The following is a 21,590-nucleotide window of genomic DNA, read 5'->3' as shown; positions in this document are numbered from 1 at the left end:
ACTGGCTTGTGTAGCTGTGTACTGCTCAAATATAAATAAGGAGGCAATTCTATCTCCTTTGATTGTTGAAGTTGAAAAAAAGGACTTCTTGATGAAAACAGAATCATTTCAAGTGTTGCAAGTATTTGGACTGGAGTACCCTAACTACAAAATTCTTGTTCAGGATAAAAATAAAAATCGTTATATTGTCTGGTATTACGATCGTCTTTCTATCAATATTGGGCAAGAAGTTTTAATTGATTTCAAGTCCGATAACTGGTTGACAATTAACAACCCCAAGAATGGGAATAAATCTTCTATCTCCAAGGTCAGTAAAGTCAATTAACTTGCTGTTTTATAAGTCTTTGACTTAACTTTCCTCTACCCCTCTTGTGTTACTTGAGGGGTATGATAGTTTTATGGTAAGTGACCCCATCCGCTAACATGACATAAAATTGCCTCTAGAGACCTCTTGCTATAACTATACCTTCATTACACCTTCATCCTATGACTTTCCTCATCGCCGATCCTCGCCAAAATCAAGTTCCTTTGCAACTGTGGCAACCCTCTAGCTGGGAAAAGTACGAAGCCTGGCGCGATCGCGACTGCTCAGAACGAATCAAGTTATACTACTACCAACATCAACTCTTAGTCGAAATGGGTTCAGAAGGCATTAACCACTCTAATATTGGCGATTTATTTGCCATCCTCTTTTTTATCTGGTTCAGTCAAAAATCTTCCCAAATCTCCAATTCATTTGGAGGGTGTTTATTAGAAAAAAACAATCAAAGTTCGGCTGCACCCGATCTAGTCCTTTATATTGGAGATGATTATCCCACCTGGAATCCTGGCGAAAAACGCTATATTGATTTAGATCGCTGGCGCGTCCCCGATCTAGTGGGTGAAATTTCCGATACTACCCTATCGAGCGATTTAGATGAGAAAAAACATTTATATGCTTCTCTAGGTATCCCTGAATATTGGGTGATTGATGTCAGAGGACGGCGAGTGTTTGCCTTCGAGCTACAAGAGAATAACCAATATAAAGAATGTACAACTTCTCAAGGTTTATCGGGTTTACCCATCGCACTTCTGGAACAAACCCTTGTCCGTCTACAAGAAGCTAGTAATATCACCGTTGCCAATTGGTTTTCTGAGCAGATTAAATCTCTCGATATTGGCGAGCATGAATAAAATACAGAACCCGCTTTTTCCTATTACCCTTTTGCCGTCGAAGCGCTATAGCTAGTCTAAATGAGCTGTGCAACAGGAAATGCCCTCTCCCTTTCATGTCCGAAGGAAAATCCCTCTCCCGTGGGAGAGGGACTTTTCCCCCTTCTCCCTTCGACTTCGCTCCCTTCGGCTACGCTCCCTTCGACTTCGCTCCCTTCGGCTACGCTCCCTTCGACTTCGCTCCCTTCGACTTCGCTCAGGGCAAGCAGGGCAAGCAGGGCAGCGCCTGCGGGAGAAGGGGGCAGGGGGATGAGGGGCAGCCATTACATAACTCATTTAGGTTTGCTATATATCATTTTTAGACGGTCTCAAAGCAGTGATGATTGAGTCAATATATGAACTCAACTCTAAAGCACTTTCTTCAGGTAAATGATGATGATTTCTTATGAATTCCATTGCCTCAACATACCAGAGGGGAGAAATTTGTGAAGACTCAGGTGGTAAAGAAGAGATTGATTTGAATATTTCGGTTAGAGGTTCATACTCTAGAATCGTATCACTACCTGCAACAAGAGAGTAGGTGAGTAAGCGGATGAGCATTGCGATATCTTCCTGAAAAGAATGAGATTCCATTTCAGGCAAAGAATCAAATAGAAAACTGGAGGCTTTAGCAGCATCAGGGAACTTGGTGAAGACAAATTCAGCAGTATCCTGAGTGAGAAGATCAGCATTCTTGCTTAGAGATTCAGCCGCATCAAGACAGACTAGAGCTTTCCGTAAGGAATTTGAGACACTCTCAATATCTGAACGGGAAGGAAAACGACTTGAATTATCTGCTGCAACATCAGAAAGGGATACTTGACGTGCCATAGTAGTAAGTTCTTGAGAAAAGGGATAGAGTTAAGTCTCTATTGAATGCTAACTCCTTTATTATAGTAGCCTACGGTCAGTAGGATAGTAGAGCAGGTAGAGCATGTGGCTTAGAGGGGTTGGGTATGAACAGTTTTAGGGGGTTTTGGAATAAAGATGCGGAAAGGCAGCTATATATAGATCAGTATGAAGAGTTGAAAAATACAATAGATTCTAGAGCTATTGTATTATCCAAGTCTAGATATGAAGATCGATGGGGACTGATACACAAAGTGCTTGGATTAACAGCAACCATTTCTTCTGCTCTTTGTGCAATTTTTACCCTATCTGACAACCAAAACATTGTTCTGGGTTTATCGATTACTTCATTTACCTCTGCCGCTTGCTTGACATTCCTGAATCCATCCAAGCGTGAGGCTAAATGGAGAAGTATTAAAAGTTATTGCTCTATTCTCCAGCTTGAAATTAATGAAGAACGTCGAGTTTTCTATAGTTTCAATTCATCTGAGCCTGAAAAGATACAAAAGCTTAAGGATATCACTCAAAAGCTGATAGCATTTGAGGAAAAGCTTCGAGATACTTTAAGTTCCGGAAATTAAATTTTATTGAGTATAATATTATACATTTTTAGGTTTTTATCCCTCAATCCTAAAAATCTCCCCCCAAGAGTCTTGGAGGGAGATTAAGACTGATTGTCTACCAACTAAGAAGCTCATCCAAACCAGGGGTTCTAGCTGTAAGAACCGATATGATGCTCATAGTTAACCCGGAAAGTGGGTTGAATTTTACCTTGAATGCGGCTCCAGCATTTTCCAGCATCAGCAGTTAAGCCGACTTCTGTGGCTAAACGGCCGAGCATGGCTTGTTGACGGGTTTTGATGCTGCGATCGCGGGAAATCATCAAAGCACGTGCTTTTTCAGTCACTGATTCAGCCACCGATGCTACAGCAGCAACCACTGGGGTAACCGGTGCAACTTCTGGAACCGCTTGGGGTGCTTTCGCTTCGCTGCCGACATGATAGCTCAGTCCGCGATATTTCAGATCCAAGTTGGCTTGCATGACGGGTGCTTTCTTGATGTTGCGGAACCGCCATTCTAAACCGCGATAGGTTCCACCAACTTTTTCTTCTCCCATTTCGACAACGGGGGCATTATATTCGTAAGTAAGTCCGCGATAACGAAGTTCCATAGCTTTCGCCTCCTAAGATAATCAAACTCGCTTTGTTTCATCGTTAATAGAGGCGCGTTCCTTCAGGATTTCTCCTTACTTCCGTCTTACTCGACTCCACTCGAAGTGAATTAAGATGAACGATTTATCCTTGCTTTTCTATCTTTCTGTAGTGTACGATACGGTTTTGGTGACTGTCCAGTGATATAAACAAAACTTTACAATTTTGCAGTAAAGGGAAACTCAGCACAGGACTGCCAGCGTTGGCCGTTATGGTGTAGGAGCGTCAGACTAGAAGCTGTGAAGGTTCCCTGGAAAGGGCGATGCTCAAACTGGGGCCAGGCCAGGCGAAAGTTTTTGGGGGTTAAGTCCCGAAAGGCAACCGTAACATGGGGGGTAAAGGCTCGATGGTGGGGGCGCTGAATTTCTGGGAGGGTGGTTTGCAGATGCTCGATCAAAGCCGGTTGTAGGGCCATCAGTTCAGGCGTTTTGACTACATGAACGTAAATGACTCTGGGAGGAAAGGCCGCGAACCCGTCAAGTTGGATGGGGATGGGGGAATGATATCCCACAAACTCCGCTAAGGACTCTTCCACCTGTTGGATATTATCGGGTTCCCACTCAAAGGGCGGTTGCAGGGTAATATGGGCAGGAGCATTAAACGCCTTACGACTCTGGTAGCGATCGCCAAACTCCTGCTTGATCTGCTCCACCTGTTCCTGAAGCCCAGACGGAACCACAAGGGCCACAAAAAAACGCTGTATTGTCCTATTCATCGCTAGAATAAAAAAATTACCCAAATCATAACCCTTCTTCGATCATGCCTTGGTTTGCCAAAATCGAATCCGGAATTGTTGATAAAGCCACCTTCGATCAATATGTTCCTGCCCATAAAGCCTATGTGCAAGGCCTAGTAGATAAAGGACATAAAGCACGGAGTGGGTATTGGAACAGACGAGGCGGTGGCATGTTAATATTTGAAGCCCCATCTTGGGAAGAAGCCGAGGCGATCGTCAACCAAGATCCCTTAATCCTTAATCATTGTGTTACTTACGATCTCTATGAATGGTGTATTGTCGTTGAATGAAGAGAAGATATAGCAAACCTAAATGAGTTGTCAACGATTCCCCCTCATCCCCCAACCCCTTCTCCCGCAGGCGCTGTCCTGAGCGAAGTCGAAGGGAGCGTAGCCGAAGGGAGCGAAGTCGAAGGGAGAAGGGGAGAAAACAAAAGTCCCTCTCCCTTGGGAGAGGGATTTAGGGAGAGGGCAAAATCTTGTAGGAAAATAGTAATTGAGGAAAAACCATGGCTAAAACCGGCAGTGGACATAAAATTTTAAGTGATAACCGAAAAGCGCGATACTTATATGAAATCCTAGAAACCTATGAAGCTGGGGTTGAACTGCGGGGAACCGAAGTCAAATCGATTCGCGAAGGACGGGCTAATCTGCGAGATGGCTATGTGTTAATTCGTAACGAAGAAGCCGTCTTATTGAATGTGCATATTTCCCCCCATAAAACCACGGGGAATTACTTTAATCATGACCCCTTACGCACGCGCCGGTTATTGTTACACAAAGACGAAATCCGCAAACTCATTGGTAAAGTGGAACAGAAAGGTTTAACCTTAATCCCCCTGAAACTCTATTTAAAAAACGGATGGGTGAAAGTGGCAGTCGGCTTAGGACGAGGCAAAAAACTCCATGACAAGCGCGAAGATATTAAACGCCGTGACGATCAACGGCAAATTCAACGAGCTATGAAAAATTTTTAGTGCATCCATGACCATTGAAACCCATATTCCTTTATTAGAATCCATTCTTGGAGAATGGAAATCGGCGATCGGCAGTCAATACGAGTCATATAAAAACCATGTCTATCGAGTGCTAAATTTCTGCTTTATTTTTCATAATTGCCAAGATGACGATCGCGAAAAGTTAATCATTGCTGGGTGTTTCCACGATCTCGGCATTTGGCCGAATGATACCGTGGACTATTTACCCCCATCCATTGAACTGGCGAAAACTTACCTCAAAACTCAAGGAAAGGAAGAATGGACTACAGAAATCACCATGATGATTGACTTGCACCACAAATTTACCTCTGTGCGGAACTGTGAGTACCCCTTAGTAGAAGTATTTAGGAAAGGAGATTGGGTGGATGTGTCTCAGGGGTGGCGATCGTTTGGATTACACAGAATTTATATTCAAGAAGTCTTGAAAACTTTTCCTAATCTGGGATTTCATGCTAACTTACTGCGCTTAAGTCAAGCAGAATTTAAGAAAAACCCCTTTAACCCATTACCAATGATGAAGTGGTAGAAACCAATGTCCACAAGCTATATTTCCATTAGTTCGGTTCAATTGGTGAGTTCATCCCTACTCATTCTGATTAATATGGGATTATCGGTTTATTTGCGCTTAGGATTAGAGAAAACGTTGGCGATCGCCACAATTCGCATGGTCGTGCAATTATTGCTCATTGGATATGTGCTAAATTGGCTGTTTTCTTTATCGAATCCGATCGCCATTTTGCTGCTGGCAGTCCTAATGACCAGTATCGCCGGAATGTCTGGGGTTAACCGCACTTCAAGGCGCTTTGTAGGGATCTATTGGCGCTCTTTCCTCTCCATTTTAGTGGCGGCCTTCTTCATCACCCAATTTTCTGTCCTGGCTGTAATTCAAGTCGATCCCTGGTATAATCCCCAATATTTAATCCCTCTGTTGGGTATGATTCTAGGAAATGCCTTAAATGGGGTCTCCCTAGGATTAGAGCAGTTTATGGAGAGTTTAGTCACCAATCAGGGCAAAATTGAAACCCTCCTGAGCCTAGGAGCAACCCGATGGGAAGCCACCCATGGGGAAGTTAAACAAGCCATCCGTCGGGGGATGATTCCAACTATTAACTCAATGATGGTGATGGGACTGGTGAGTTTACCGGGGATGATGACCGGTCAAATCTTGGCCGGAGCCAGCCCTTTAGATGCGGTGCGCTATCAAATTATCATTGTGTTTGCGATCGCCTCTGGAACTGCATTAGGAACCCTCGGTGTCGTCCTCCTCGCTTGGCAAGCGCTGCTCAGTCCCTCCCACCAGCTCAGATTAGACCAATTAACCAAAATCAAACTCTAAACTTACCCATTACTCATTACTCATTCAAGCCATGACTCAAAACCGCGAACCCTTGAAAAGCCTTATTCTTTACAACCTCTTCAAGTGGTCTGTGGTCAGTCCCATGCTGCATGTGTATTTTCAAGGTCAGATTTACGGTGCTGAAAACGTCCCCCAAGAGGGGCCATTAGTGGTAGTCAGTAACCATGCCAGTCATTTCGATCCGCCCATTGTCTCGAACTGTGTACGGCGACCGGTCGCGTTTATGGCCAAAGAAGAATTATTTAAGGTTCCAGTATTAAAACAGGCTATTTCCTTATACGGAGCCTATCCTGTTGAACGAGCATCTGCCGATCGCAGCGCCATTCGCAATGCCCTATCCGCTTTAGAACAAGGCTGGGCAACCGGCTTATTTTTACAAGGCACGCGCACCAAAGATGGGCGTATTACCTCCCCCAAATTGGGCGCAGCTATGATCGCCGCCAAAGCTCAAGCTCCGTTATTACCCGTGAGCTTATGGGGTACAGAAAAAATCCTGGTTAAAGAGACTCCGATCCCCCGTGCTGTCCCGGTAACTGTCCGTATTGGCTCCTTAATCGATCCGCCAAAAAACACCAAACGGGATGAGTTAGAGCCGGTAACCGAAGCCTGTAAAGATGCCATCCATGCACTACATGACTTGGGACGGTAGAATAGGCAGGTGCAAAATTACAGTTGACAACCTCAAACATGGAAGACATTCGGGAGCGCCTTACCCAAGAAGTGGATCGGGCACAATGGCAGTGGCTCAAACCCCATATTGCTAGGGATAATGTGGTGGTGGTGAATCAAGGATTGAATTTAGTCGATGTGGGAGTGGCGATCGCTACCGATGAAGTCACCTCTGTACAACACTGGATCAGCGAACAACTGATTACTAAACCCACCCTGGAACAATTAAACCATTGGGAGCGTAGCGAAGAGCAACAGTTTGAGGCTCTCATTGTCCAACCCTATGTTTTGGTGCAAGAAGCCTAAACTCTATGGGGTTAGTGGCGATCGCCAATCCAATCAACCGATTTCCCCATGGTGAAAGGTATCAGAAATTTTTGTACAGTTTATTCAAAAAGCCCAGAGCAGGACATGAAAATTGCAATTATTGGATGTGGCTATGTGGGAAGCGCCTGTAGTCGGTATTGGAGCAATCAAGGGCATCAGGTGACGGTGACGACGACAACACCGGAACGGGTGCAGGATTTGCAGCAAATTGCCCATCAGGTGATGGTTTTACCAGGAAGCGATCGCTCCCAACTCCAGAACCTCATCCAAGACCAGGATGTTATTCTCCTCAGCGTAGGAGCAAAACGCACCAACCGCACCCCAGAGGGTTATCGGGAGACTTACTTACAAACGGCTCAAAATCTGGTTTCTGCCCTAGAGACTGCGCCCCAGGTGCAACAAATCATTTATACCAGTAGTTATCAGGTGTATGGCGATCGCCAAGGGAACAGCGCCGACGAAACCACCCCAGTAGCTCCCGTTTCTGAGAACGGAGAAATTTTAGCCGAAACCGAGCGAGTTCTCCTCAGTGCCCAAACACCAGAACGTAAGGTTTGTATTTTGCGCTTGGGGGGAATTTACGGCCCCAATCGGGAATTAATTAAAATTTATCGCACCCTGGCAGGAACCGCACGCCCTGGAACCGGACAAGAGGCTACCAATTGGATTCACTTAGAGGATATTCTGGGGGCGATCGCCCACAGTTGCCAGAACGGATTAGACGGCATCTATAATTTAGTCGATGATGCCCATTTAACCCGCCAAGACTTCCTCGATCGCCTCTTGAGCGTACATGACTATCCTGCCGTGACCTGGGATGCCAACTTACCCGACCCCAGACCCTATAATGTTTGGGTGTCGAATCAGAAAATTAAGGATACTGGGTATCAGTTCCAGTATGGCGATCGCCAGTTCAAGTAATTCTCAAAGGCTCCTCCGTCTCAAGAGCTGAAAATCCAAGTTAATAGTGCTGATAAGCCAGTGATTTTGTCTCCCCTAGGTGGCGTGCAAATGACTTGTTTATTGATGTCGGTTCAAATTCGGAGTTAACATAGATGGCGATCGCTCCATTCCTCTGTCTGATTCAGGGCGATCGCCCCACTCTCCCCATATGACCATTCAACCATCGCGCAGGCTAATCATACTGGCCAAAGCCTTTGCGGGTGGTGTTGGGGTCGATCAGTTGCCGCTCCATCACCTCGACTACCCCTTCATTCTCAAACTCGTCTACCAACTCAAACACAATCACATTAGAGGGGTTCCCATGGGCATCCCTAAAAATGGGGTTACCCTTACGCTGGTTTACATCCAGTTCATCAAAATAGCGGGCATTAACTTCATTACCAAAGCCCAGAATAATGATCTTAAAAATTCGTTGATCGTCAATGCGGCTGCACATCTCCTTAACCAAGTCTTCAAAGGCAGGAGAATCATCAAATTGACCATCAATATAGATGACAAACATTGCCCCTCTAGCAGTACCCGCTTCTACCTCTTGGGCAGTAATTTTTTCTCGTTCCCCCAACCACTCCTGATAGCATTCGCGTAGAGTGGGCGTAACATTAGCATTGCCTTTGGGCGCATTTTCTGGGAAAAAACTATCGGCTTGGGCTGGACTGTCAATTTGATAGCGATTGCCCCGATAACGATTGACGTTGTAGGGCATCATGATAATTTGGTCACAAATCTTTTGACCGTTTTCGTCATAGTTCAAAATATCATTGATATCGCCCATGCACTGTTCTTGCAACCGTTCCCAGCGACTGGTTATTCCCCCATCATTACGGAGCAGGGAACCGCTCTGATCGATGAGCATAAAGGTATCTCGGTCAACAATTTTGTTTAAATCTTCCATTTCAACTCCTTGCTCTTTCAGATGTTGCTCCTTCCTCTCAACCCATGCTAAATCAAACACGGACTGATAGATTTGATTTGTAATCCTTAATTCACAATCTCCATGAACCTCTTTAACCACTAAGCCAGATGTCAATAAATCCCACTGGGGATCGGTTCCCCAAAAGTGAACGGGTTGTTCTTGGAGTAACTGACGATACAGAGAAAGTGCTGCTAACTTTACTCTGCCCAACTGCTCGTCCCGATCTCCTGATGGCCGATTGAACCAATAGTCAATCGTTTGCAGGTGGTTCTGTTTGTCCTGCTGTCGCCAGTTAGCAATAATCTGTTCTTTCACCACCTGCTCAACCAACTGGGCTGGTTCTCTCTCTGTTCCTTGTGTCGCAGCATTCCTCACTTCTTGGCATAGCCGTTGGGTGAGGAACGGCTGACCCCCTGTCCACTGTAAAATATCGGCCATGACCGTTCCTGGATTGGGGCATACATTTCGGAACCCTTCCAGGAGGGGTTCGCAGTCCCCAGTTAACCCCGTGAGTGTCAGGGATGTGCCCACATTCCAGACTGTGGTTGTACTCGATTTCAACAGATCACTCGGTTTAGCCACCCCCACCAAAACAAAAGCCAGTTTGTCCAGACCAGAGTCCTGTTCCTCTACCAAGGAACGCAAGACTCCCATTACCCCATCTTGTACGCCCCACTGCACCAGATTTTGGATTTCATCCAAAAACACAACCAACTTAGAAGCCAAGTTGGGTAGCACGCAATCTTTCAGAAACTCCAGAAAGCGGTTGGAAGGTTGAACAAGATTGTTTTGCTGCCAAAATTGGTCAAGTTGCGTTAACAAAGTAGAGTCTTCTAATTTTTGACAAATGCGCCGCAGCAGGTTGAACCACAGAGCTGATTCTGAATCTACAGTTCCCAATCCTTGCAAATTAATCGTAACGCAGATGGCTGTCTCCTCTGCGGTGAGGCGATGGGCTGTGCGAGTCATGAGACTGGTTTTCCCCATCTGCCGGGGGGCAAGGATAGCACAGACGCGGTGACGGCGATCAGAGGACTTCAGGACTTCATAGAGTTCTTGGTCGATGGGACGCTCCACATAGGTACTTGCGTCTGGTTCAAGTCCTCCTCCTTCAGTTGCATAGAAATTGTAATTAACCATCTTTCTCCTTAGCCAATTGCCGATTTTTTATTGATCTCCCTAAATCCGTATTAGAAACGGGGACTTTTCTTACCTTGGGATTTGTGGCGATAAAACTTTGCCGAAATACTGCCGATAGAGTTCAATTACTTCTGTTTTTCCGGCTTCAAATTGAATCAACCCAGCCTGCTCTAGCTGAAACTTAGCATATTCATCTCGGCAGTCTTCTCCCTTGAGGATGGTTTGGAAACAAGTCAGCAATGGACTCGGCTTTTCCGGTTGTAGAAGCTGCATTTTCTCGAAAAGATGATTGCGGAAAAAATCTGACCCCAATCTCGGCCCGCCTAAATCGGCAATGGTTAGGGTTTTTGAGCCAGAGAGATAAAATAGAGCTTCTTGAATCAGTGCCGGATGTCCCCCCACCCACTTCATAAGTTCCTGGGTTTTGCTTGAGTTCCAATCCGGCAACTGATAATGGCCAGCCAGTTCAGTCACCTCGGACTCAGTGAGTTCTGAAAGGTTAATCTCAAGACCCACATTGTAGAAGACAGAACCAACAATGCCATGGGTGGGATAGGGTTCGGTGGAATAGGCAACCACGATATTGGGCCAAATGATTGGCCCTTGGCCCACATTCTTCATTTTCTCCTCATTCCAGGTGCGAAGAATATTACAAAAATCGTTTTGGGTGGAAGGATGACCTATCACTTTGTCTAATCCATCAATTAAAAGGGTGGCAGGGGTAGGAAGTTGACTAAACACATGGTCAGCCAGGTAGGTTTCGCAATTGAGACCGGAGGCAATATCATCGCGCCAAAGGGTTTTCAAATCGGGTAATTCTCGATTACGGAGATAGGGCCGAAAGGTAGTGGTAATGACATTGGTGAATTCATACAGCAGTTTCGATAAATCCTCAAAAGCATTAGGGGAAAACGCACTGCTACTCAGATTGACATATCCAACACAATGCCCCTGTTCTCGCTCTAGCCACTCCCGTAAACCTGCCAAGGAGGTTGATTTCCCACTGTGCCGGATGCCCTTGAGCCGGAGGAATATCCGGGAAGTGCGCGGGATTTGAAACGCTTGCTGACAAGCACGGTCTGCCTCCCGCTCCAGACGGAAGAGAGAATTCAAGGGCAACACTCCAACTAAGGGACTCATAGGCCGCTCATTCAATGCCTGATATGGCGGTTGATACCCACTCAGGGTAATTGTCGTTTTGCTGTAACGTCCCTTACCTTCAACCTCCACATCAATCAAGCCCTCGTCCTTGAACTTCTCTAACCTGCGCTTCAAGGTAGCAGGGGAGACATGGAACTCCTCTGCTAATTCACGTTGACTGACCTCCGTGAGCGTGCCGCCAGCTTGTTGCAGCCGTTGCTCTAGCTCGCGCCAGTCTTTCCGCTCTTCGGGACTCAGGTTATCGAGGGGAGTGGGCATAGACCCTTGAGGATAGTCATCGGTTTACAGTTCTAGTATACTCCCAACATAAAACCTAATGCTTCATAATGTTTCATTCCTTGACGCATTGAAACGTTGATGCTAAATTTGGGGTGGATACAGGAAAGCCGCCCTACATCTGGTTAGGACGTAGAGGCGGCTTTCAAAACGTATCTCAAAGATCTATCTTAAGGATACACCAATGAACAAAGAATCTAAAGCCCTCTACCAGGAGAGGGTGGGTAGTCCCATTGAAAATCTGCCCCAAGAGCTTGTTGTATCGCCTAGCTTTGATCCACAACACCGGCTGACCGTTATGGATTCGGAGATCGCGGCATTTGTGCCAGTTAAAGGGCACAAATTGATGCAGGACTGGGTGAGAAAGAGTTGTTCGGGGGGTTCGGAACTTCCAATAACGGGAATTTGGGGAAATACACCTGCTGAGAGTAATCGCTTAATGATGGTTTTCGGGACTTATGACGAGATTGAGATGCTCGCTGGCCCATCATTGGTTTATGAATTGATGGGTACAAACCGTCAAAAGAGCCAGATCCTGGTTGACCAAAGTAGTTTTGGCCCCTTTGTAGCCGAAACTATCCGTATTGGACTCGTTTTGAATCAGCAAGCAATGCTGATTGCCATCCATCTGCCCCCAAAGCCTAAACTCCGTTTTACTCTTTGGCTGCGCTAATGCTTGCAAGGAGCTGAGATTATTCAGCTCCTGTTTCATGAACCATACTATATCAACGGAGAAAAGCCATGTACCCTCATCCTGACTATGATCGCGATCATCGCCACCTCATCCGCACCAACCACGACGAGGCGATCGACCTTACCACAGGCGAGAAATACCGCTTACAGAAAGTGAGTGACACTGACTTTGGTGCAGGAGCCATGTTTGGCCTCACGATCGCCGTTATCCTGTTGCTCCTTTTAGCCTAAGATAGCATACCTAACTCCAGCCGCTCACGGTAAAATCGAAGGGCAAAATTACCACTGAGGACGATTCTATGGCAGTCCGCCAACGACGCTACAGCAAAGAAGAATTAGCCCGACGTGGGCAAGAACTCTATGAATCTGGCATTCGGCAGCAAGTCGAAGCCGGAAATGAGGGCAAAATCGTGGCGATCGACATTGAAACCGGAGCCTTCGAGGTCGATGAGAATGTCATTCCCGCAACCCATCGCCTCTTCGAGCAATATCCCGATGCCCAACCTTGGGTAATTAGAATCGGACATCGCGCCGTCGATCATTTTGGGGCACGGAGTCTAAAGCAAAATCTATGATGCAGGGGGTCGTGAATTTACGTCGTGAAGCAACACTTACTGTTGTTGTCGGTATCTCGAATCGACAGATGCAAACTATCGATACAGTAATTGATACAGGATTTAGTGGGTTTCTGTCTCTATCATCTGCAATCATCACTACCCTTAATTTACCTTGGATTGCTTCCGATATCGTCACCTTGGGCGATGGCAGTGAAACTTTGTTCGACTTATACACCGCGCTCGTGATTTGGGATGGGCAGTACCGCGAAATTTATATTGCAGAGTCGGAAACGGAACCCCTGCTGGGCATGGCGCTACTCTATGGTTATCGATTGCAGGTTGATACTGTTGAGGGTGGTATCGTTAAGATAGAAGCTTTGTAATCTCAAGATAGGACACCTACCCCAGCGATCACTCCAACCCCCCATCGGCCACCATAATTGGCGATACTATAGAAATGCTGTTGAGAAGTGAAATATCCTATGACTACTCGGCTAGAAGTTGAATCAGCTATTAAGCAATTGCCAGAGAGTGAAGTTCGTCATCTGGCAAAGTGGCTGCAAGAATATCTTGATGAGATGTGGGATCGGCAAATTGAAACAGATTTAGCATCAGGAAAATTAGATCGCCTCATTGCTCAAGCCGAAAAAGATATCGCCGCAAACAACGTGAGGGATCTAGATGAAATCCTTGGCGACAGCTAATTTCTGGAAAGCCTATGCCCAATTGCCACCTGAAGATTCAAAGGTGACGATTATTATTGGATTAGGATCGGAGATCATGATGAATATGAGAGTTTTTTGAATTAACTTGTTGTGACCAACCAGCTCCGGTCTTCAGCGATCGCCACGATCGCTCACGGTAAAATGGAAGGGCAAAATTATCACTGAGGACGATTCTATGGCAGTCCGCCAACGACGCTACAGCAAAGAAGAATTAGCCCGACGTGGGCAAGAACTCTATGAATCTGGCATTCGGCAGCAAGTCGAAGCCGGAAATGAGGGCAAAATCGTGGCGATCGACATTGAAACCGGAGCCTTCGAGGTCGATGAGAATGTCATTCCCGCAACCCATCGCCTCTTCGAGCAATACAGCACTTCGCGCTGTTATGGTGTACAGTCTTAAAGGCTCAAAGCCATGTACCACAACCCTATTGCCTATTGCCTATTACCTATTCCCTATTACCTATTACCTAATGAAACTAATTACTGCTAATCTTCGCTATGACAAACCCGATCCAGGGGATGCCAATTGGCAGGTGAGACGGGAAGCCATAGCCGGATGGATCGGCCAAGAACAACCCGATATTCTCGGAACCCAAGAATGTTTAGCCCATCAAATGCTTGACCTCCATCGTCGCTTACCCAACTATCAGAGTATTGGGTGCGATCGCCACGGCAATGGGAGAGGAGAATACTGTGCCATCTTCTATCATGCCCAGCGCCTCAAGTGTCTGGAATCGGGCGAATTTTGGTTAAGTGAAACGCCAGAAACTCCCGGCAGTATTACCCCCTCCTGGGGCAATCATCAAGCTCGATTTGTTACCTGGGGCAAGTTTGTCACCCCCGAAAATCAACTCATAATCGTTTGGAATACCCACCTCGACTATAACAGCGCCCTAGCCAGAGACTTGAGCGCCCAACTGATTTTAAGTCAACTGCATCAATGGGGCGATCTCAACTCCTATCGGTTTCTCATGGGAGATTTTAATGCTTCTCCCCACAGTCAACCCAGACAAATTTTAGCCCAAGGATCGAGCGAGGAACTGCCTTGGTTGGATGCCTTAGCAGAAATTCCCCCAGAAGAGCAAAACACCTATCATGAATTCACCGGTCAAGCATGGGATGCCGTTGATACCATTTACGTTGATGCTCGCTGCTCCCTTCTATCGGCCAAAGTCGAGCGATCGCCATGGGAAGGGGTGTTGATCTCCGATCACTTTCCCGTCGTTGCCCAAGTGTTACTCAGATAACGGTAAGTTGCCGTAAAATGGAGCATCATTCATAATAACCCCTAGGGTCTGACCCTAATCTGAATGGATGTAAACCCTATTTAACTGCTTTAATATGATGAAATTTTCCTACTTCGTTGGTGGTGTCATGGGTTTGGCGATCGCCACCTCATTCGGTGCTTCCGCTCAAGGCTGCTTCCTGAGCAAGTCTGCTGGTGAAGGCCTGGGCGGAAATAAGGCTCCCAATACCTATATCAGTGATGTGTCTCATCCCCATACCCATGACGGCGTTAACCCTCTGGCTGTAGCCGCCGGTTTAGCCGGTATTGGTGGAATCGGTGCGGCTGGCCTGATGATGAAAGGCAAAGCTGCTGCTCAAGCCACTGCTCAAGTAGCTGAAACCGCAGAATTCGACTATGAAGTAGAAACTGTGGTTACCGATGTAACTGCTGAAGTTAATACAGAGACGGAAGCAGGCGATCGCACCCCAACCTCTGTGGGCTAATATTCAGAGTAGTAGGGTGGTGCAATGCCCCCCTACTCAATCGGGCATTAATTATTAAGTATTAATTATTTTGACTTCTCAGCCCATTTCTCCACGGCAAACCCTCAGTCAATGGCTGGGTATCGAGACTCTACTCGGAAAAATTTTCAACCTCAGCATCATCACCCTAGTCCTGATCTCTGCGGCCATTTTCGTCATTCAAACCTACGATCTCCCCCCCGATCTCCATCGAGTCTTAGATCTAGCCAACACCTGGATTTTAATCAGTTTTATTATAGAATACCTCTTGCGCTTCTGGTGTGCCGAAAACAAACTCGATTATTTCTTAAGTATTTATTCTATCATCGATCTATTTATCTTTATTCCCTTTATTTTCAGTCTATTCGGCCTCGAAATCGGAATCTCCGAAAACTTAATCTGGTTTCGGATCTTCCATCTGCTTCGCTATCTACGGGCCAAAACTTTCCTCGGAATCATTAAATCAGAAGACTACCTAATTGTTAGCCGCATAGTTTTCACCCTATTTTCGATCATTTTCGTCTATTCAGGCTTAATTTACCAAATTGAACATGCCATCAATTCCCAAGCCTTTCGCCATTTTTTCGACGCTCTTTACTTTTGCATCGTCACCATGACCACCGTCGGATTTGGGGATATTACTCCCCTTTCCGAAGCGGGACGTTGGATCACCTTAGCCATGATTTTAACCGGAATTGCCTTAATTCCTTGGCAAGTGGGTAATTTAATCAAACACTTTATTCAAGACTCGCAAAAAGTGCGGGTTGAATGTCGAAACTGCGGTTTATTGTTGCACGATCCAGACGCTAAATTTTGTAAGCACTGTGGCTGTAGTTTAAGTGAGAGGTTAGAGACCTCCAACCGAGTCACCCAGGGATAGCTATAGCTTACCTCTCCTGGGTCTCTAAACCCACTTCACGGCGAAAGCGGAGCAACTCCAAGGAGCGATCGCCATAAACCCCCTCAATTTGTTCTTCACAGCAGTCTATAGCAAAATCATTCAACTCATTAGGTTCAATCCCAAACATCCGTTCATAGACATCCGGTTGCACCCGACAGAATGAAGGACGATCTGGATAAATGGTACATTCTTTGGTTAAATGGTCGAAGTGGACGCACCAGCCATCAGGGCCCACCAAACTGTAGTAGAGGTCTAACTCACTAGGGGATAGGTATTGGTCTAGATCCGGTCTCTCGTCTGGATCGAGGTGGCAGCACGCACCACAGTGTTTAATACAACGCCAAGTTGCCATAAAGCTACTCCGTAAGCTGGATTGGGGAATTGGGCTACACTTTATTGAGTTTTGTTAACTTCCTTAAAACCTGGGGTCAATCCCCATGTAGAATCAGAAGTTGCATTCTATTTATTAAATTGCATCAACTCCTAGGGTTGAGAGTGGAGGAGACATGGATTTTATCACGAATTTGTTCACCGGCATCGATTGGATACTCATAGCCCAGCTATTAATGCTAACATTAGTAGTGGTAGCTGGCCCAGCCGTTATCTTTGTTCTATTTTTGCGAGGTGGCGACCTCTAGTTTATCGTTCACTCCTTACGCACTAAAGCCCGATGTAGTCGGGCTTTTTTTCAATTAAAGGGAGGCACAAGCCTTGAGAGTTGATTGCTCTTTTTGTCCCACCTTAACGACGTTTCAACCGGGTGAACCAACCCGAAAAATTTTTCGGTATGCTATAGCGCTGTAAATCGGCTGTGGTAATTTGTTCAATAGTGGTGAGGGCATTGGGATTTACCAACCCCACAGTTTTTAAGACCAACTCTCGCTTACGGGCTGGGATGATACAGAAGACAATCCGCACTTCTCCTTTATCTCCCTGGGCATTGAGAACCGTAGCTTGTAACCCTAACTTGTGTAATGCATCCGCCACAGGAGGGGAATCAATGGGGGCAATCACCCGCAGAAGATTGTCGCCTAGAGCCAACCATTGCTCAATGGTCGAACCCACAAATGTACCCATGGCATAGCCCCCCGCAAAAGCGACAAACTGACTCGGATTCTGGAGACTCGTCAGCACTTTGGCGGTAGCAATTAGCCAGAGGAGAGATTCTAGAAAACTCAAGGCAGCCGCGACCAACCGATATCCTCGAACCAGCATACTAATTCTGAGCGTTCCCAAGGAAACATCTCCTAATCGCATGGTGAAGATGAACAGGATTTCTGGCCAATTTTCAAGCAACATAAACTAGGTCTTCCGGTAAAACTCGATGAGAAAATTGGGGGATGAGGGTTGCCCACACATCAGTCCACTTTCAAGTGTCTATTTTCCATTGCTGATTCTCAACTGTCTACTCTCTCGTGTGACTGACCAGAGACTTAGAGAGGAAAGATTCGGCTAATGATCCCCGATTGCTATAAACTGTGGAATTGGAGAACATCAATAAATAGATGGAATAAATGGATATTGGTCAGAAGGTAAAAGTAAAGGGTTTAATCGATCGCATCCCTGCTAATCTGGTAGATAAAATCAAGCAGAACCCTGTAGGGACAATCACCGGCTATAAAATGGTCGATGGGTCGGGGGTCGGTTTTGTGGTTGACTTTGGTCAATTTTCTACCTGGTTCTTTGAAGAAGAGCTAGTGGCGGTTTAAGACGACTCCATCGATAACCAACAGTGACCATTGGCTTGGCCGTTGGTCACTGGGAACCGATGAAAACGCTAAACTGGGACAACAGCGTGATTGTGAAGGGTGAATAACAGACATGGCTCTGATTCTGACATTTTTGGGTAAGGGTGGCACGGGTAAAACAACCCTAGCCATTGCTACAGCTAAACAAATGGCCAGTGCGGGAAAACGGGTGCTGTTGGCCCTGTCTGAACCGCCTGCGGTGATTGGGTTAATGTTGGGCCAACCCGTGGAGGGGACTCCTGCGCCCATTGAACCGAATTTGGAGGCGGTTAACCTCCGGAGTGCTGCTTTATTAGAGCGCAGTTGGGAAGATGTGAAGCAACTGGAAGCGCGGTATTTGCAGAAGCCGTTTTTTAAGGAAGTCTTTGGTCAAGAGCTGGGAGTATTGCCGGGGATGGATGGAGCGCTGGCTCTGTATGCTCTGCGGGATTATGACCAAAACGGAAAATATGATGTGATTGTTTATGATGGAGACGGCGATCGCGAAACTCTGAGAATGTTGGGAACGCCGGAAATTATGAGTTGGTATATCCGTCGGTTCCGGGATGTGATCGTCAAGTCGGATGTGGGCCAAGCCCTCTCGCCGTTTTTGGGCCCCATTAGTAGCGCCATTTTGAATGTAGACCTGTCTAAGGATAATTTTGCCGCTCCCACCCAAGATGCTAACTCAACCTTGGATGAAGGCAAAGCAGCAGTTGCCGATCCCAATCGGGTGGCAGCCTACTTAGTAACCACTGGAGATAAAACTGCCCTGGCTAAGGCGATGAATTTATGGGGCAGTGCCCAACAAGTGGGGGTAACTGTAGGAGGGGTAATTTTGAATAAGTCGGTGCTTCCGGATACCCAGGCAGCAGAGACGGCTAATAGCTTTCAAGAACTATATGATACCTTCGATCATGAGGAGATGGACGTGAGTACCGCCACTGCTCAATTTGAACCTTTGGGGATCAGTATTGTCCCCTTTGATCGGAGTAAAAATTGGCAAGTCTTGCAAAAGGCGCTACCGGACTTTACTCAGGCAGACCAAGCGCCGAAAGCGATCGCCATTGATGTGGGTCAAAAGACTGTGAGTTTATTTTTACCCGGATTTGATAAGAAACAGGTTAAACTCACCCAATACGGGCCAGAAATCACCATTGAAGCTGGAGACCAACGGCGCAATATCTTATTGCCTCCTCCCCTGAGCGGCCAACCGGTGAAAGGCGCTAAGTTCCAGGATCGGTATTTAAGGATTTCATTTTAATCATTAGTATGGGAAGTTTAGGAGCGTAGGATATTTGGATTTATGAGCAACGACGATACCGCAGCCAAGCCCACTTCGTCCCGAAGACGGCGACGGGGAAACAGCGCTCAAACCCGGCAAATGCTAGGGATGAAGGGTGCAGAGACCAAAGAAACCAATATTTGGAAGATTCGCCTCCAGTTGATGAAACCCATTACTTGGATTCCTCTGATTTGGGGGGTGCTGTGTGGGGCGGTTTCTTCTGGGGGGTTTACCTGGACTTTCGAGAATGTGTTGATGGCGGCTGCTTGTATGCTGCTGTCGGGGCCCTTGATGGTGGGCTATACCCAAACCATGAATGATTATTACGACGCGGAAATTGATGCCATTAATGAACCCTATCGACCGATTCCCTCTGGAGCCATTTCTACAGACCAGGTAGAGGCTCAGATTTGGATTTTATTATTGTCCGGGGTGTTCCTGGCCTATGGCTTGGATATTTGGGCGGGGCATCAGGTGAAGGTGATTACGGCGATCGCTGTTTTTGGTAGCTATATTTCTTATATCTATTCTGCTCCCCCCCTGAAACTCAAGCAAAATGGTTGGCTCGGTAACTATGCCTTGGGTGCAAGTTATATCGCCTTTCCCTGGTGGGCCGGTCATGCTCTGTTTGGACAAATGAACTGGACGATCGCCATTTTGACCCTATTTTACAGCCTTTCGGGATTGGGGATTGCGATCGTTAACGACTTCAAGAGCGTCGAAGGAGATACCAAACTCGGCTTAAAATCCCTTCCCGTCATGTTCGGAGTAGGAACAGCCGCCTGGATTTGCGTGCTAATGATTGATGTCTTCCAAGCCGGAGTTGCCGCCTATCTCATCAGCATTCACGAAAATTTCTATGCCACCATTCTCCTCCTCTTCGTCATTCCCCAAATCACCTTCCAAGATATGTATTTCCTCCGAAATCCCCTAGAAAACGATGTCAAATACCAAGCCAGCGCCCAACCATTCCTCGTTCTCGGAATGTTAGTGACCGCCATGGCTTTAGGCCACGCAGGCATATAATCAGCAACTACATCGTAGGGTGGGCAGGATATGGCAGGAGAAATGGCATAACCCTCTTCTGCCCACCCTACCTACTCGGCTGTCTTCTTGTTAGCTTCCCCAGAATCCAAATGATTCCTAAATTTGACCATAATGGTAATCTGCCTCCTGGTGTATATGTTTGCGAATGGGAAGAATTTAAACAGAGGTTTGGGACTAACTTTCTTAGATCTCGTATGATTCAAGGATTAGAGTTAGCCATGGGTGAACTTAAAGCTGCTGGATGCCGAACCATTTATATTAACGGCAGTTTTGTTACCAACGAACCTCAACCCGGTGATTTTGATGCTTGTTACGACCTAGAAACTTTAAATATCGATGATCTGAGAGCGAATGCCCCTCAGTTACTGAATTTTTATGACCGCAATGCCCAAAAAGCAAAATATAAAGGTGAACTATTTCCCTGTAGCCAACCCGTAGGAAACTATGGCAATAGCTCTTTAGATTTTTTTCAACAGGATAGACAAGGTAATGCCAAAGGCATTATTGCTATTGACTTAATGAGGTGGGAGCCATGATTAAAAACCAACAAGAGTATGAAATCACTCAAGAATGGATTGACAAATTACAAAAATCTATTGCTGATTTGGAATGCTCAACCGAGCTTAAAATGCATAACCCACAAAAGTGGCAACTGAATCAAGAAGCATTACACTATCAAGTAGAACAACTGCAATCAGAAATTGCTGAATACGAAAGCTTAACCTATGCTCACCCTCATCAACCCATTCAGGTAACTGTGGAGAGTTTAACCAAACTTCCCGATGTTCTAATCAAAGCCCGAATTGCTGCCCAATTAACTCAGGAAGAACTCGCCAGCCTTTTAAACATTGAACCAGAACGAATTTATGACAATGAGGATAGCCATTACCGGGAATGCAGCTTTATGGAAATTGTAGAAGTAGCGACAGTTTTAGGCGTTTCTCTACAACAGGCCATCATGCAAGTAGATTTAGACGAAATCCAAGTAATTCAATCAATGAAGAGTTGAAATAACGTCAATATTTTTATTCTATTTGGTGCTTTTATTAGGGGTAAGATTTTTGATCCTTTTTTCAGCACTAAACCTATTGGTCAAGGAACTGGATTGGGTCTGAC

Annotated in this window: 33 protein-coding genes and 1 riboswitch; of the genes, 25 read left to right on the top strand and 8 right to left on the bottom strand. The window is 46.1% G+C overall.

Annotated features, from left to right (window positions below; all coding sequences use genetic code 11):
- Positions 1–58: 58 nt before the first annotated feature.
- Entirely contained in the window at positions 59–325 is a 267-nt protein-coding gene (locus PMG25_RS03775) for a hypothetical protein (protein WP_283765577.1), read from the top strand.
- A 161-nt stretch (positions 326–486) separates the two neighbouring features.
- The gene (locus PMG25_RS03770; protein ID WP_283765576.1) at positions 487–1,173 is read left to right on the top strand and encodes a Uma2 family endonuclease; all 687 of its coding nucleotides are present in this window, start codon (positions 487–489) and stop codon (positions 1,171–1,173) included.
- A gap of 324 nt (positions 1,174–1,497) precedes the next feature.
- On the opposite strand, the gene PMG25_RS03765 is transcribed toward PMG25_RS03770, so the two are convergent.
- Entirely contained in the window at positions 1,498–2,022 is a 525-nt protein-coding gene (locus PMG25_RS03765) for a globin family protein (protein ID WP_283765575.1), read from the bottom strand.
- A gap of 125 nt (positions 2,023–2,147) precedes the next feature.
- Between PMG25_RS03765 and PMG25_RS03760 the strand changes: the two genes are divergently transcribed.
- On the top strand, positions 2,148–2,621 hold the full coding sequence (locus PMG25_RS03760; RefSeq protein WP_283765574.1) for a hypothetical protein: 474 nt from the start codon (positions 2,148–2,150) through the stop codon (positions 2,619–2,621).
- A 131-nt stretch (positions 2,622–2,752) separates the two neighbouring features.
- Here the strand turns inward: PMG25_RS03760 and gifA are convergent, their stop codons facing one another.
- Positions 2,753–3,211 carry a glutamine synthetase inactivation factor IF7A gene (gene gifA, locus PMG25_RS03755; protein ID WP_283765573.1) on the bottom strand — a complete coding sequence of 153 codons (459 nt, stop codon included), beginning with the start codon at positions 3,209–3,211 and terminating at the stop codon, positions 2,753–2,755.
- A 51-nt stretch (positions 3,212–3,262) separates the two neighbouring features.
- Positions 3,263–3,335, bottom strand: a riboswitch (Glutamine riboswitch).
- Between the two features lie 73 nt (positions 3,336–3,408).
- On the bottom strand, positions 3,409–3,966 hold the full coding sequence (locus PMG25_RS03750) for a 2'-5' RNA ligase family protein (protein WP_283765572.1): 558 nt from the start codon (positions 3,964–3,966) through the stop codon (positions 3,409–3,411).
- Positions 3,967–4,010: 44 nt separating this feature from the next.
- On the opposite strand from PMG25_RS03750, the gene PMG25_RS03745 reads away from it, so the two are divergent.
- The 7 genes from PMG25_RS03745 (at position 4,011) to PMG25_RS03715 (ending at position 8,258) form a co-directional block, all read left to right on the top strand.
- Complete coding sequence (locus PMG25_RS03745; RefSeq protein ID WP_283765571.1) at positions 4,011–4,277, top strand: YciI family protein; 267 nt, start codon at positions 4,011–4,013, stop codon at positions 4,275–4,277.
- 218 nt (positions 4,278–4,495) lie between these two features.
- The gene (gene smpB, locus PMG25_RS03740; RefSeq protein WP_283765570.1) at positions 4,496–4,963 is read left to right on the top strand and encodes an SsrA-binding protein SmpB; all 468 of its coding nucleotides are present in this window, start codon (positions 4,496–4,498) and stop codon (positions 4,961–4,963) included.
- A gap of 7 nt (positions 4,964–4,970) precedes the next feature.
- Entirely contained in the window at positions 4,971–5,510 is a 540-nt protein-coding gene (locus PMG25_RS03735; protein ID WP_283765569.1) for an HD domain-containing protein, read from the top strand.
- Between the two features lie 6 nt (positions 5,511–5,516).
- Positions 5,517–6,320 carry an ABC transporter permease gene (locus tag PMG25_RS03730; RefSeq protein ID WP_283765568.1) on the top strand — a complete coding sequence of 268 codons (804 nt, stop codon included), beginning with the start codon at positions 5,517–5,519 and terminating at the stop codon, positions 6,318–6,320.
- Between the two features lie 31 nt (positions 6,321–6,351).
- A complete protein-coding gene (locus tag PMG25_RS03725) occupies positions 6,352–6,990 on the top strand; it encodes a lysophospholipid acyltransferase family protein (RefSeq protein WP_283765567.1) in 639 nt (212 codons plus the stop codon).
- Between the two features lie 38 nt (positions 6,991–7,028).
- Positions 7,029–7,316 carry a DUF2288 domain-containing protein gene (locus PMG25_RS03720; protein WP_283765566.1) on the top strand — a complete coding sequence of 96 codons (288 nt, stop codon included), beginning with the start codon at positions 7,029–7,031 and terminating at the stop codon, positions 7,314–7,316.
- Positions 7,317–7,421: 105 nt separating this feature from the next.
- Positions 7,422–8,258 (top strand): SDR family oxidoreductase, encoded by an 837-nt coding sequence (locus PMG25_RS03715; protein ID WP_283765565.1) that lies wholly within the window; start codon positions 7,422–7,424, stop codon positions 8,256–8,258.
- Between the two features lie 214 nt (positions 8,259–8,472).
- Here the strand turns inward: PMG25_RS03715 and PMG25_RS03710 are convergent, their stop codons facing one another.
- Both PMG25_RS03710 and PMG25_RS03705 read right to left on the bottom strand, forming a co-directional pair.
- Positions 8,473–10,353 carry an AAA-like domain-containing protein gene (locus PMG25_RS03710; protein ID WP_283765564.1) on the bottom strand — a complete coding sequence of 627 codons (1,881 nt, stop codon included), beginning with the start codon at positions 10,351–10,353 and terminating at the stop codon, positions 8,473–8,475.
- Between the two features lie 69 nt (positions 10,354–10,422).
- Positions 10,423–11,772, bottom strand: a complete 1,350-nt coding sequence (locus tag PMG25_RS03705; RefSeq protein ID WP_283765563.1) for an AAA-like domain-containing protein — start codon at positions 11,770–11,772, stop codon at positions 10,423–10,425.
- 202 nt (positions 11,773–11,974) lie between these two features.
- On the opposite strand from PMG25_RS03705, the gene PMG25_RS03700 reads away from it, so the two are divergent.
- The 9 genes from PMG25_RS03700 to PMG25_RS03660 all read left to right on the top strand — a co-directional run bounded on the left by PMG25_RS03700 (position 11,975) and on the right by PMG25_RS03660 (position 16,394).
- The gene (locus PMG25_RS03700; RefSeq protein ID WP_283765562.1) at positions 11,975–12,463 is read left to right on the top strand and encodes a hypothetical protein; all 489 of its coding nucleotides are present in this window, start codon (positions 11,975–11,977) and stop codon (positions 12,461–12,463) included.
- Between the two features lie 68 nt (positions 12,464–12,531).
- Positions 12,532–12,714 (top strand): hypothetical protein, encoded by a 183-nt coding sequence (locus tag PMG25_RS03695; protein WP_283765561.1) that lies wholly within the window; start codon positions 12,532–12,534, stop codon positions 12,712–12,714.
- 68 nt (positions 12,715–12,782) lie between these two features.
- Positions 12,783–13,058 carry a hypothetical protein gene (locus PMG25_RS03690; RefSeq protein WP_283765560.1) on the top strand — a complete coding sequence of 92 codons (276 nt, stop codon included), beginning with the start codon at positions 12,783–12,785 and terminating at the stop codon, positions 13,056–13,058.
- Complete coding sequence (locus tag PMG25_RS03685; RefSeq protein ID WP_283765559.1) at positions 13,055–13,423, top strand: clan AA aspartic protease; 369 nt, start codon at positions 13,055–13,057, stop codon at positions 13,421–13,423. Before PMG25_RS03690 ends, PMG25_RS03685 begins: the two co-directional genes overlap by 4 nt.
- 99 nt (positions 13,424–13,522) lie before the next feature.
- Complete coding sequence (locus tag PMG25_RS03680) at positions 13,523–13,744, top strand: hypothetical protein (RefSeq protein WP_283765558.1); 222 nt, start codon at positions 13,523–13,525, stop codon at positions 13,742–13,744.
- A 196-nt stretch (positions 13,745–13,940) separates the two neighbouring features.
- On the top strand, positions 13,941–14,165 hold the full coding sequence (locus PMG25_RS03675; protein WP_283765557.1) for a hypothetical protein: 225 nt from the start codon (positions 13,941–13,943) through the stop codon (positions 14,163–14,165).
- Positions 14,166–14,235: 70 nt separating this feature from the next.
- Entirely contained in the window at positions 14,236–15,012 is a 777-nt protein-coding gene (locus PMG25_RS03670; RefSeq protein WP_283765556.1) for an endonuclease/exonuclease/phosphatase family protein, read from the top strand.
- A 94-nt stretch (positions 15,013–15,106) separates the two neighbouring features.
- Positions 15,107–15,496, top strand: a complete 390-nt coding sequence (locus tag PMG25_RS03665; RefSeq protein WP_283765555.1) for a hypothetical protein — start codon at positions 15,107–15,109, stop codon at positions 15,494–15,496.
- A 70-nt stretch (positions 15,497–15,566) separates the two neighbouring features.
- A complete protein-coding gene (locus PMG25_RS03660) occupies positions 15,567–16,394 on the top strand; it encodes an ion transporter (protein ID WP_283765554.1) in 828 nt (275 codons plus the stop codon).
- A gap of 7 nt (positions 16,395–16,401) precedes the next feature.
- Here PMG25_RS03660 and PMG25_RS03655 read toward each other — a convergent pair whose 3' ends face one another.
- Positions 16,402–16,767 (bottom strand): YkgJ family cysteine cluster protein, encoded by a 366-nt coding sequence (locus tag PMG25_RS03655; RefSeq protein ID WP_283765553.1) that lies wholly within the window; start codon positions 16,765–16,767, stop codon positions 16,402–16,404.
- A gap of 154 nt (positions 16,768–16,921) precedes the next feature.
- Between PMG25_RS03655 and psb30 the strand changes: the two genes are divergently transcribed.
- The gene (psb30, locus tag PMG25_RS03650) at positions 16,922–17,053 is read left to right on the top strand and encodes a photosystem II reaction center protein Ycf12/Psb30 (RefSeq protein WP_271936453.1); all 132 of its coding nucleotides are present in this window, start codon (positions 16,922–16,924) and stop codon (positions 17,051–17,053) included.
- A 103-nt stretch (positions 17,054–17,156) separates the two neighbouring features.
- On the opposite strand, the gene PMG25_RS03645 is transcribed toward psb30, so the two are convergent.
- Positions 17,157–17,714, bottom strand: coding sequence for a DUF2179 domain-containing protein (locus PMG25_RS03645; RefSeq protein WP_283765552.1), 558 nt, complete (start codon positions 17,712–17,714; stop codon positions 17,157–17,159).
- 215 nt (positions 17,715–17,929) lie between these two features.
- On the opposite strand from PMG25_RS03645, the gene petP reads away from it, so the two are divergent.
- Positions 17,930–18,124, top strand: a complete 195-nt coding sequence (gene petP / locus PMG25_RS03640; RefSeq protein WP_283764275.1) for a cytochrome b6f subunit PetP — start codon at positions 17,930–17,932, stop codon at positions 18,122–18,124.
- On the opposite strand, the gene PMG25_RS03635 is transcribed toward petP, so the two are convergent.
- Positions 18,110–18,238: a hypothetical protein gene (locus PMG25_RS03635; RefSeq protein WP_283765551.1), complete on the bottom strand. Its 129-nt coding sequence runs from the start codon at positions 18,236–18,238 to the stop codon at positions 18,110–18,112. The two genes, petP and PMG25_RS03635, sit on opposite strands and share 15 nt — an antisense overlap.
- Here PMG25_RS03635 and PMG25_RS03630 point away from each other — a divergent pair.
- The 4 genes from PMG25_RS03630 to PMG25_RS03615 all read left to right on the top strand — a co-directional run bounded on the left by PMG25_RS03630 (position 18,237) and on the right by PMG25_RS03615 (position 21,483).
- A complete protein-coding gene (locus PMG25_RS03630; RefSeq protein ID WP_283765550.1) occupies positions 18,237–19,406 on the top strand; it encodes a Get3/ArsA fold putative tail anchor-mediating ATPase NosAFP in 1,170 nt (389 codons plus the stop codon). The two genes, PMG25_RS03635 and PMG25_RS03630, sit on opposite strands and share 2 nt — an antisense overlap.
- A gap of 42 nt (positions 19,407–19,448) precedes the next feature.
- Positions 19,449–20,453 (top strand): chlorophyll synthase ChlG, encoded by a 1,005-nt coding sequence (gene chlG / locus PMG25_RS03625; protein ID WP_283765549.1) that lies wholly within the window; start codon positions 19,449–19,451, stop codon positions 20,451–20,453.
- Positions 20,454–20,563: 110 nt separating this feature from the next.
- On the top strand, positions 20,564–21,010 hold the full coding sequence (locus tag PMG25_RS03620; protein WP_283753465.1) for a DUF6932 family protein: 447 nt from the start codon (positions 20,564–20,566) through the stop codon (positions 21,008–21,010).
- The gene (locus PMG25_RS03615) at positions 21,007–21,483 is read left to right on the top strand and encodes a hypothetical protein (RefSeq protein ID WP_283753464.1); all 477 of its coding nucleotides are present in this window, start codon (positions 21,007–21,009) and stop codon (positions 21,481–21,483) included. The genes PMG25_RS03620 and PMG25_RS03615 overlap by 4 nt, the downstream gene beginning before the upstream one ends.
- Positions 21,484–21,590: the final 107 nt, after the last annotated feature.

It is taken from the genome of Roseofilum capinflatum BLCC-M114, from assembly GCF_030068505.1.
In the GTDB taxonomy this organism is placed as follows: Bacteria; Cyanobacteriota; Cyanobacteriia; order Cyanobacteriales; family Desertifilaceae; genus Roseofilum; species Roseofilum capinflatum.
This window is presented reverse-complemented; position numbering and strand designations above follow the sequence as displayed.

Excerpts from the sequence above, each read along its gene's own strand:
- PMG25_RS03705 (WP_283765563.1), bottom strand. The coding sequence starts at position 11,772 with ATGCCCACTCCCCTCGATAACCTGAGTCCCGAAGAGCGGAAAGACTGG.
- PMG25_RS03725 (WP_283765567.1), top strand. The coding sequence starts at position 6,352 with ATGACTCAAAACCGCGAACCCTTGAAAAGCCTTATTCTTTACAACCTC.
- PMG25_RS03760 (WP_283765574.1), top strand. The coding sequence starts at position 2,148 with ATGAACAGTTTTAGGGGGTTTTGGAATAAAGATGCGGAAAGGCAGCTA.
- PMG25_RS03745 (WP_283765571.1), top strand. The coding sequence starts at position 4,011 with ATGCCTTGGTTTGCCAAAATCGAATCCGGAATTGTTGATAAAGCCACC.
- PMG25_RS03680 (WP_283765558.1), top strand. The coding sequence starts at position 13,523 with ATGACTACTCGGCTAGAAGTTGAATCAGCTATTAAGCAATTGCCAGAG.
- PMG25_RS03695 (WP_283765561.1), top strand. The coding sequence starts at position 12,532 with ATGTACCCTCATCCTGACTATGATCGCGATCATCGCCACCTCATCCGC.
- PMG25_RS03710 (WP_283765564.1), bottom strand. The coding sequence starts at position 10,353 with ATGGTTAATTACAATTTCTATGCAACTGAAGGAGGAGGACTTGAACCA.
- PMG25_RS03675 (WP_283765557.1), top strand. The coding sequence starts at position 13,941 with ATGGCAGTCCGCCAACGACGCTACAGCAAAGAAGAATTAGCCCGACGT.
- chlG (WP_283765549.1), top strand. The coding sequence starts at position 19,449 with ATGAGCAACGACGATACCGCAGCCAAGCCCACTTCGTCCCGAAGACGG.
- PMG25_RS03730 (WP_283765568.1), top strand. The coding sequence starts at position 5,517 with ATGTCCACAAGCTATATTTCCATTAGTTCGGTTCAATTGGTGAGTTCA.
- PMG25_RS03670 (WP_283765556.1), top strand. The coding sequence starts at position 14,236 with ATGAAACTAATTACTGCTAATCTTCGCTATGACAAACCCGATCCAGGG.
- PMG25_RS03735 (WP_283765569.1), top strand. The coding sequence starts at position 4,971 with ATGACCATTGAAACCCATATTCCTTTATTAGAATCCATTCTTGGAGAA.
- smpB (WP_283765570.1), top strand. The coding sequence starts at position 4,496 with ATGGCTAAAACCGGCAGTGGACATAAAATTTTAAGTGATAACCGAAAA.
- PMG25_RS03615 (WP_283753464.1), top strand. The coding sequence starts at position 21,007 with ATGATTAAAAACCAACAAGAGTATGAAATCACTCAAGAATGGATTGAC.
- PMG25_RS03690 (WP_283765560.1), top strand. The coding sequence starts at position 12,783 with ATGGCAGTCCGCCAACGACGCTACAGCAAAGAAGAATTAGCCCGACGT.
- PMG25_RS03655 (WP_283765553.1), bottom strand. The coding sequence starts at position 16,767 with ATGGCAACTTGGCGTTGTATTAAACACTGTGGTGCGTGCTGCCACCTC.
- PMG25_RS03770 (WP_283765576.1), top strand. The coding sequence starts at position 487 with ATGACTTTCCTCATCGCCGATCCTCGCCAAAATCAAGTTCCTTTGCAA.
- PMG25_RS03620 (WP_283753465.1), top strand. The coding sequence starts at position 20,564 with ATGATTCCTAAATTTGACCATAATGGTAATCTGCCTCCTGGTGTATAT.
- PMG25_RS03700 (WP_283765562.1), top strand. The coding sequence starts at position 11,975 with ATGAACAAAGAATCTAAAGCCCTCTACCAGGAGAGGGTGGGTAGTCCC.
- PMG25_RS03765 (WP_283765575.1), bottom strand. The coding sequence starts at position 2,022 with ATGGCACGTCAAGTATCCCTTTCTGATGTTGCAGCAGATAATTCAAGT.
- petP (WP_283764275.1), top strand. The coding sequence starts at position 17,930 with ATGGATATTGGTCAGAAGGTAAAAGTAAAGGGTTTAATCGATCGCATC.
- PMG25_RS03720 (WP_283765566.1), top strand. The coding sequence starts at position 7,029 with ATGGAAGACATTCGGGAGCGCCTTACCCAAGAAGTGGATCGGGCACAA.
- PMG25_RS03635 (WP_283765551.1), bottom strand. The coding sequence starts at position 18,238 with ATGTCTGTTATTCACCCTTCACAATCACGCTGTTGTCCCAGTTTAGCG.
- PMG25_RS03630 (WP_283765550.1), top strand. The coding sequence starts at position 18,237 with ATGGCTCTGATTCTGACATTTTTGGGTAAGGGTGGCACGGGTAAAACA.
- PMG25_RS03645 (WP_283765552.1), bottom strand. The coding sequence starts at position 17,714 with ATGTTGCTTGAAAATTGGCCAGAAATCCTGTTCATCTTCACCATGCGA.
- PMG25_RS03665 (WP_283765555.1), top strand. The coding sequence starts at position 15,107 with ATGATGAAATTTTCCTACTTCGTTGGTGGTGTCATGGGTTTGGCGATC.
- PMG25_RS03685 (WP_283765559.1), top strand. The coding sequence starts at position 13,055 with ATGATGCAGGGGGTCGTGAATTTACGTCGTGAAGCAACACTTACTGTT.
- PMG25_RS03750 (WP_283765572.1), bottom strand. The coding sequence starts at position 3,966 with ATGAATAGGACAATACAGCGTTTTTTTGTGGCCCTTGTGGTTCCGTCT.
- PMG25_RS03715 (WP_283765565.1), top strand. The coding sequence starts at position 7,422 with ATGAAAATTGCAATTATTGGATGTGGCTATGTGGGAAGCGCCTGTAGT.
- psb30 (WP_271936453.1), top strand. The coding sequence starts at position 16,922 with ATGGATTTTATCACGAATTTGTTCACCGGCATCGATTGGATACTCATA.
- gifA (WP_283765573.1), bottom strand. The coding sequence starts at position 3,211 with ATGGAACTTCGTTATCGCGGACTTACTTACGAATATAATGCCCCCGTT.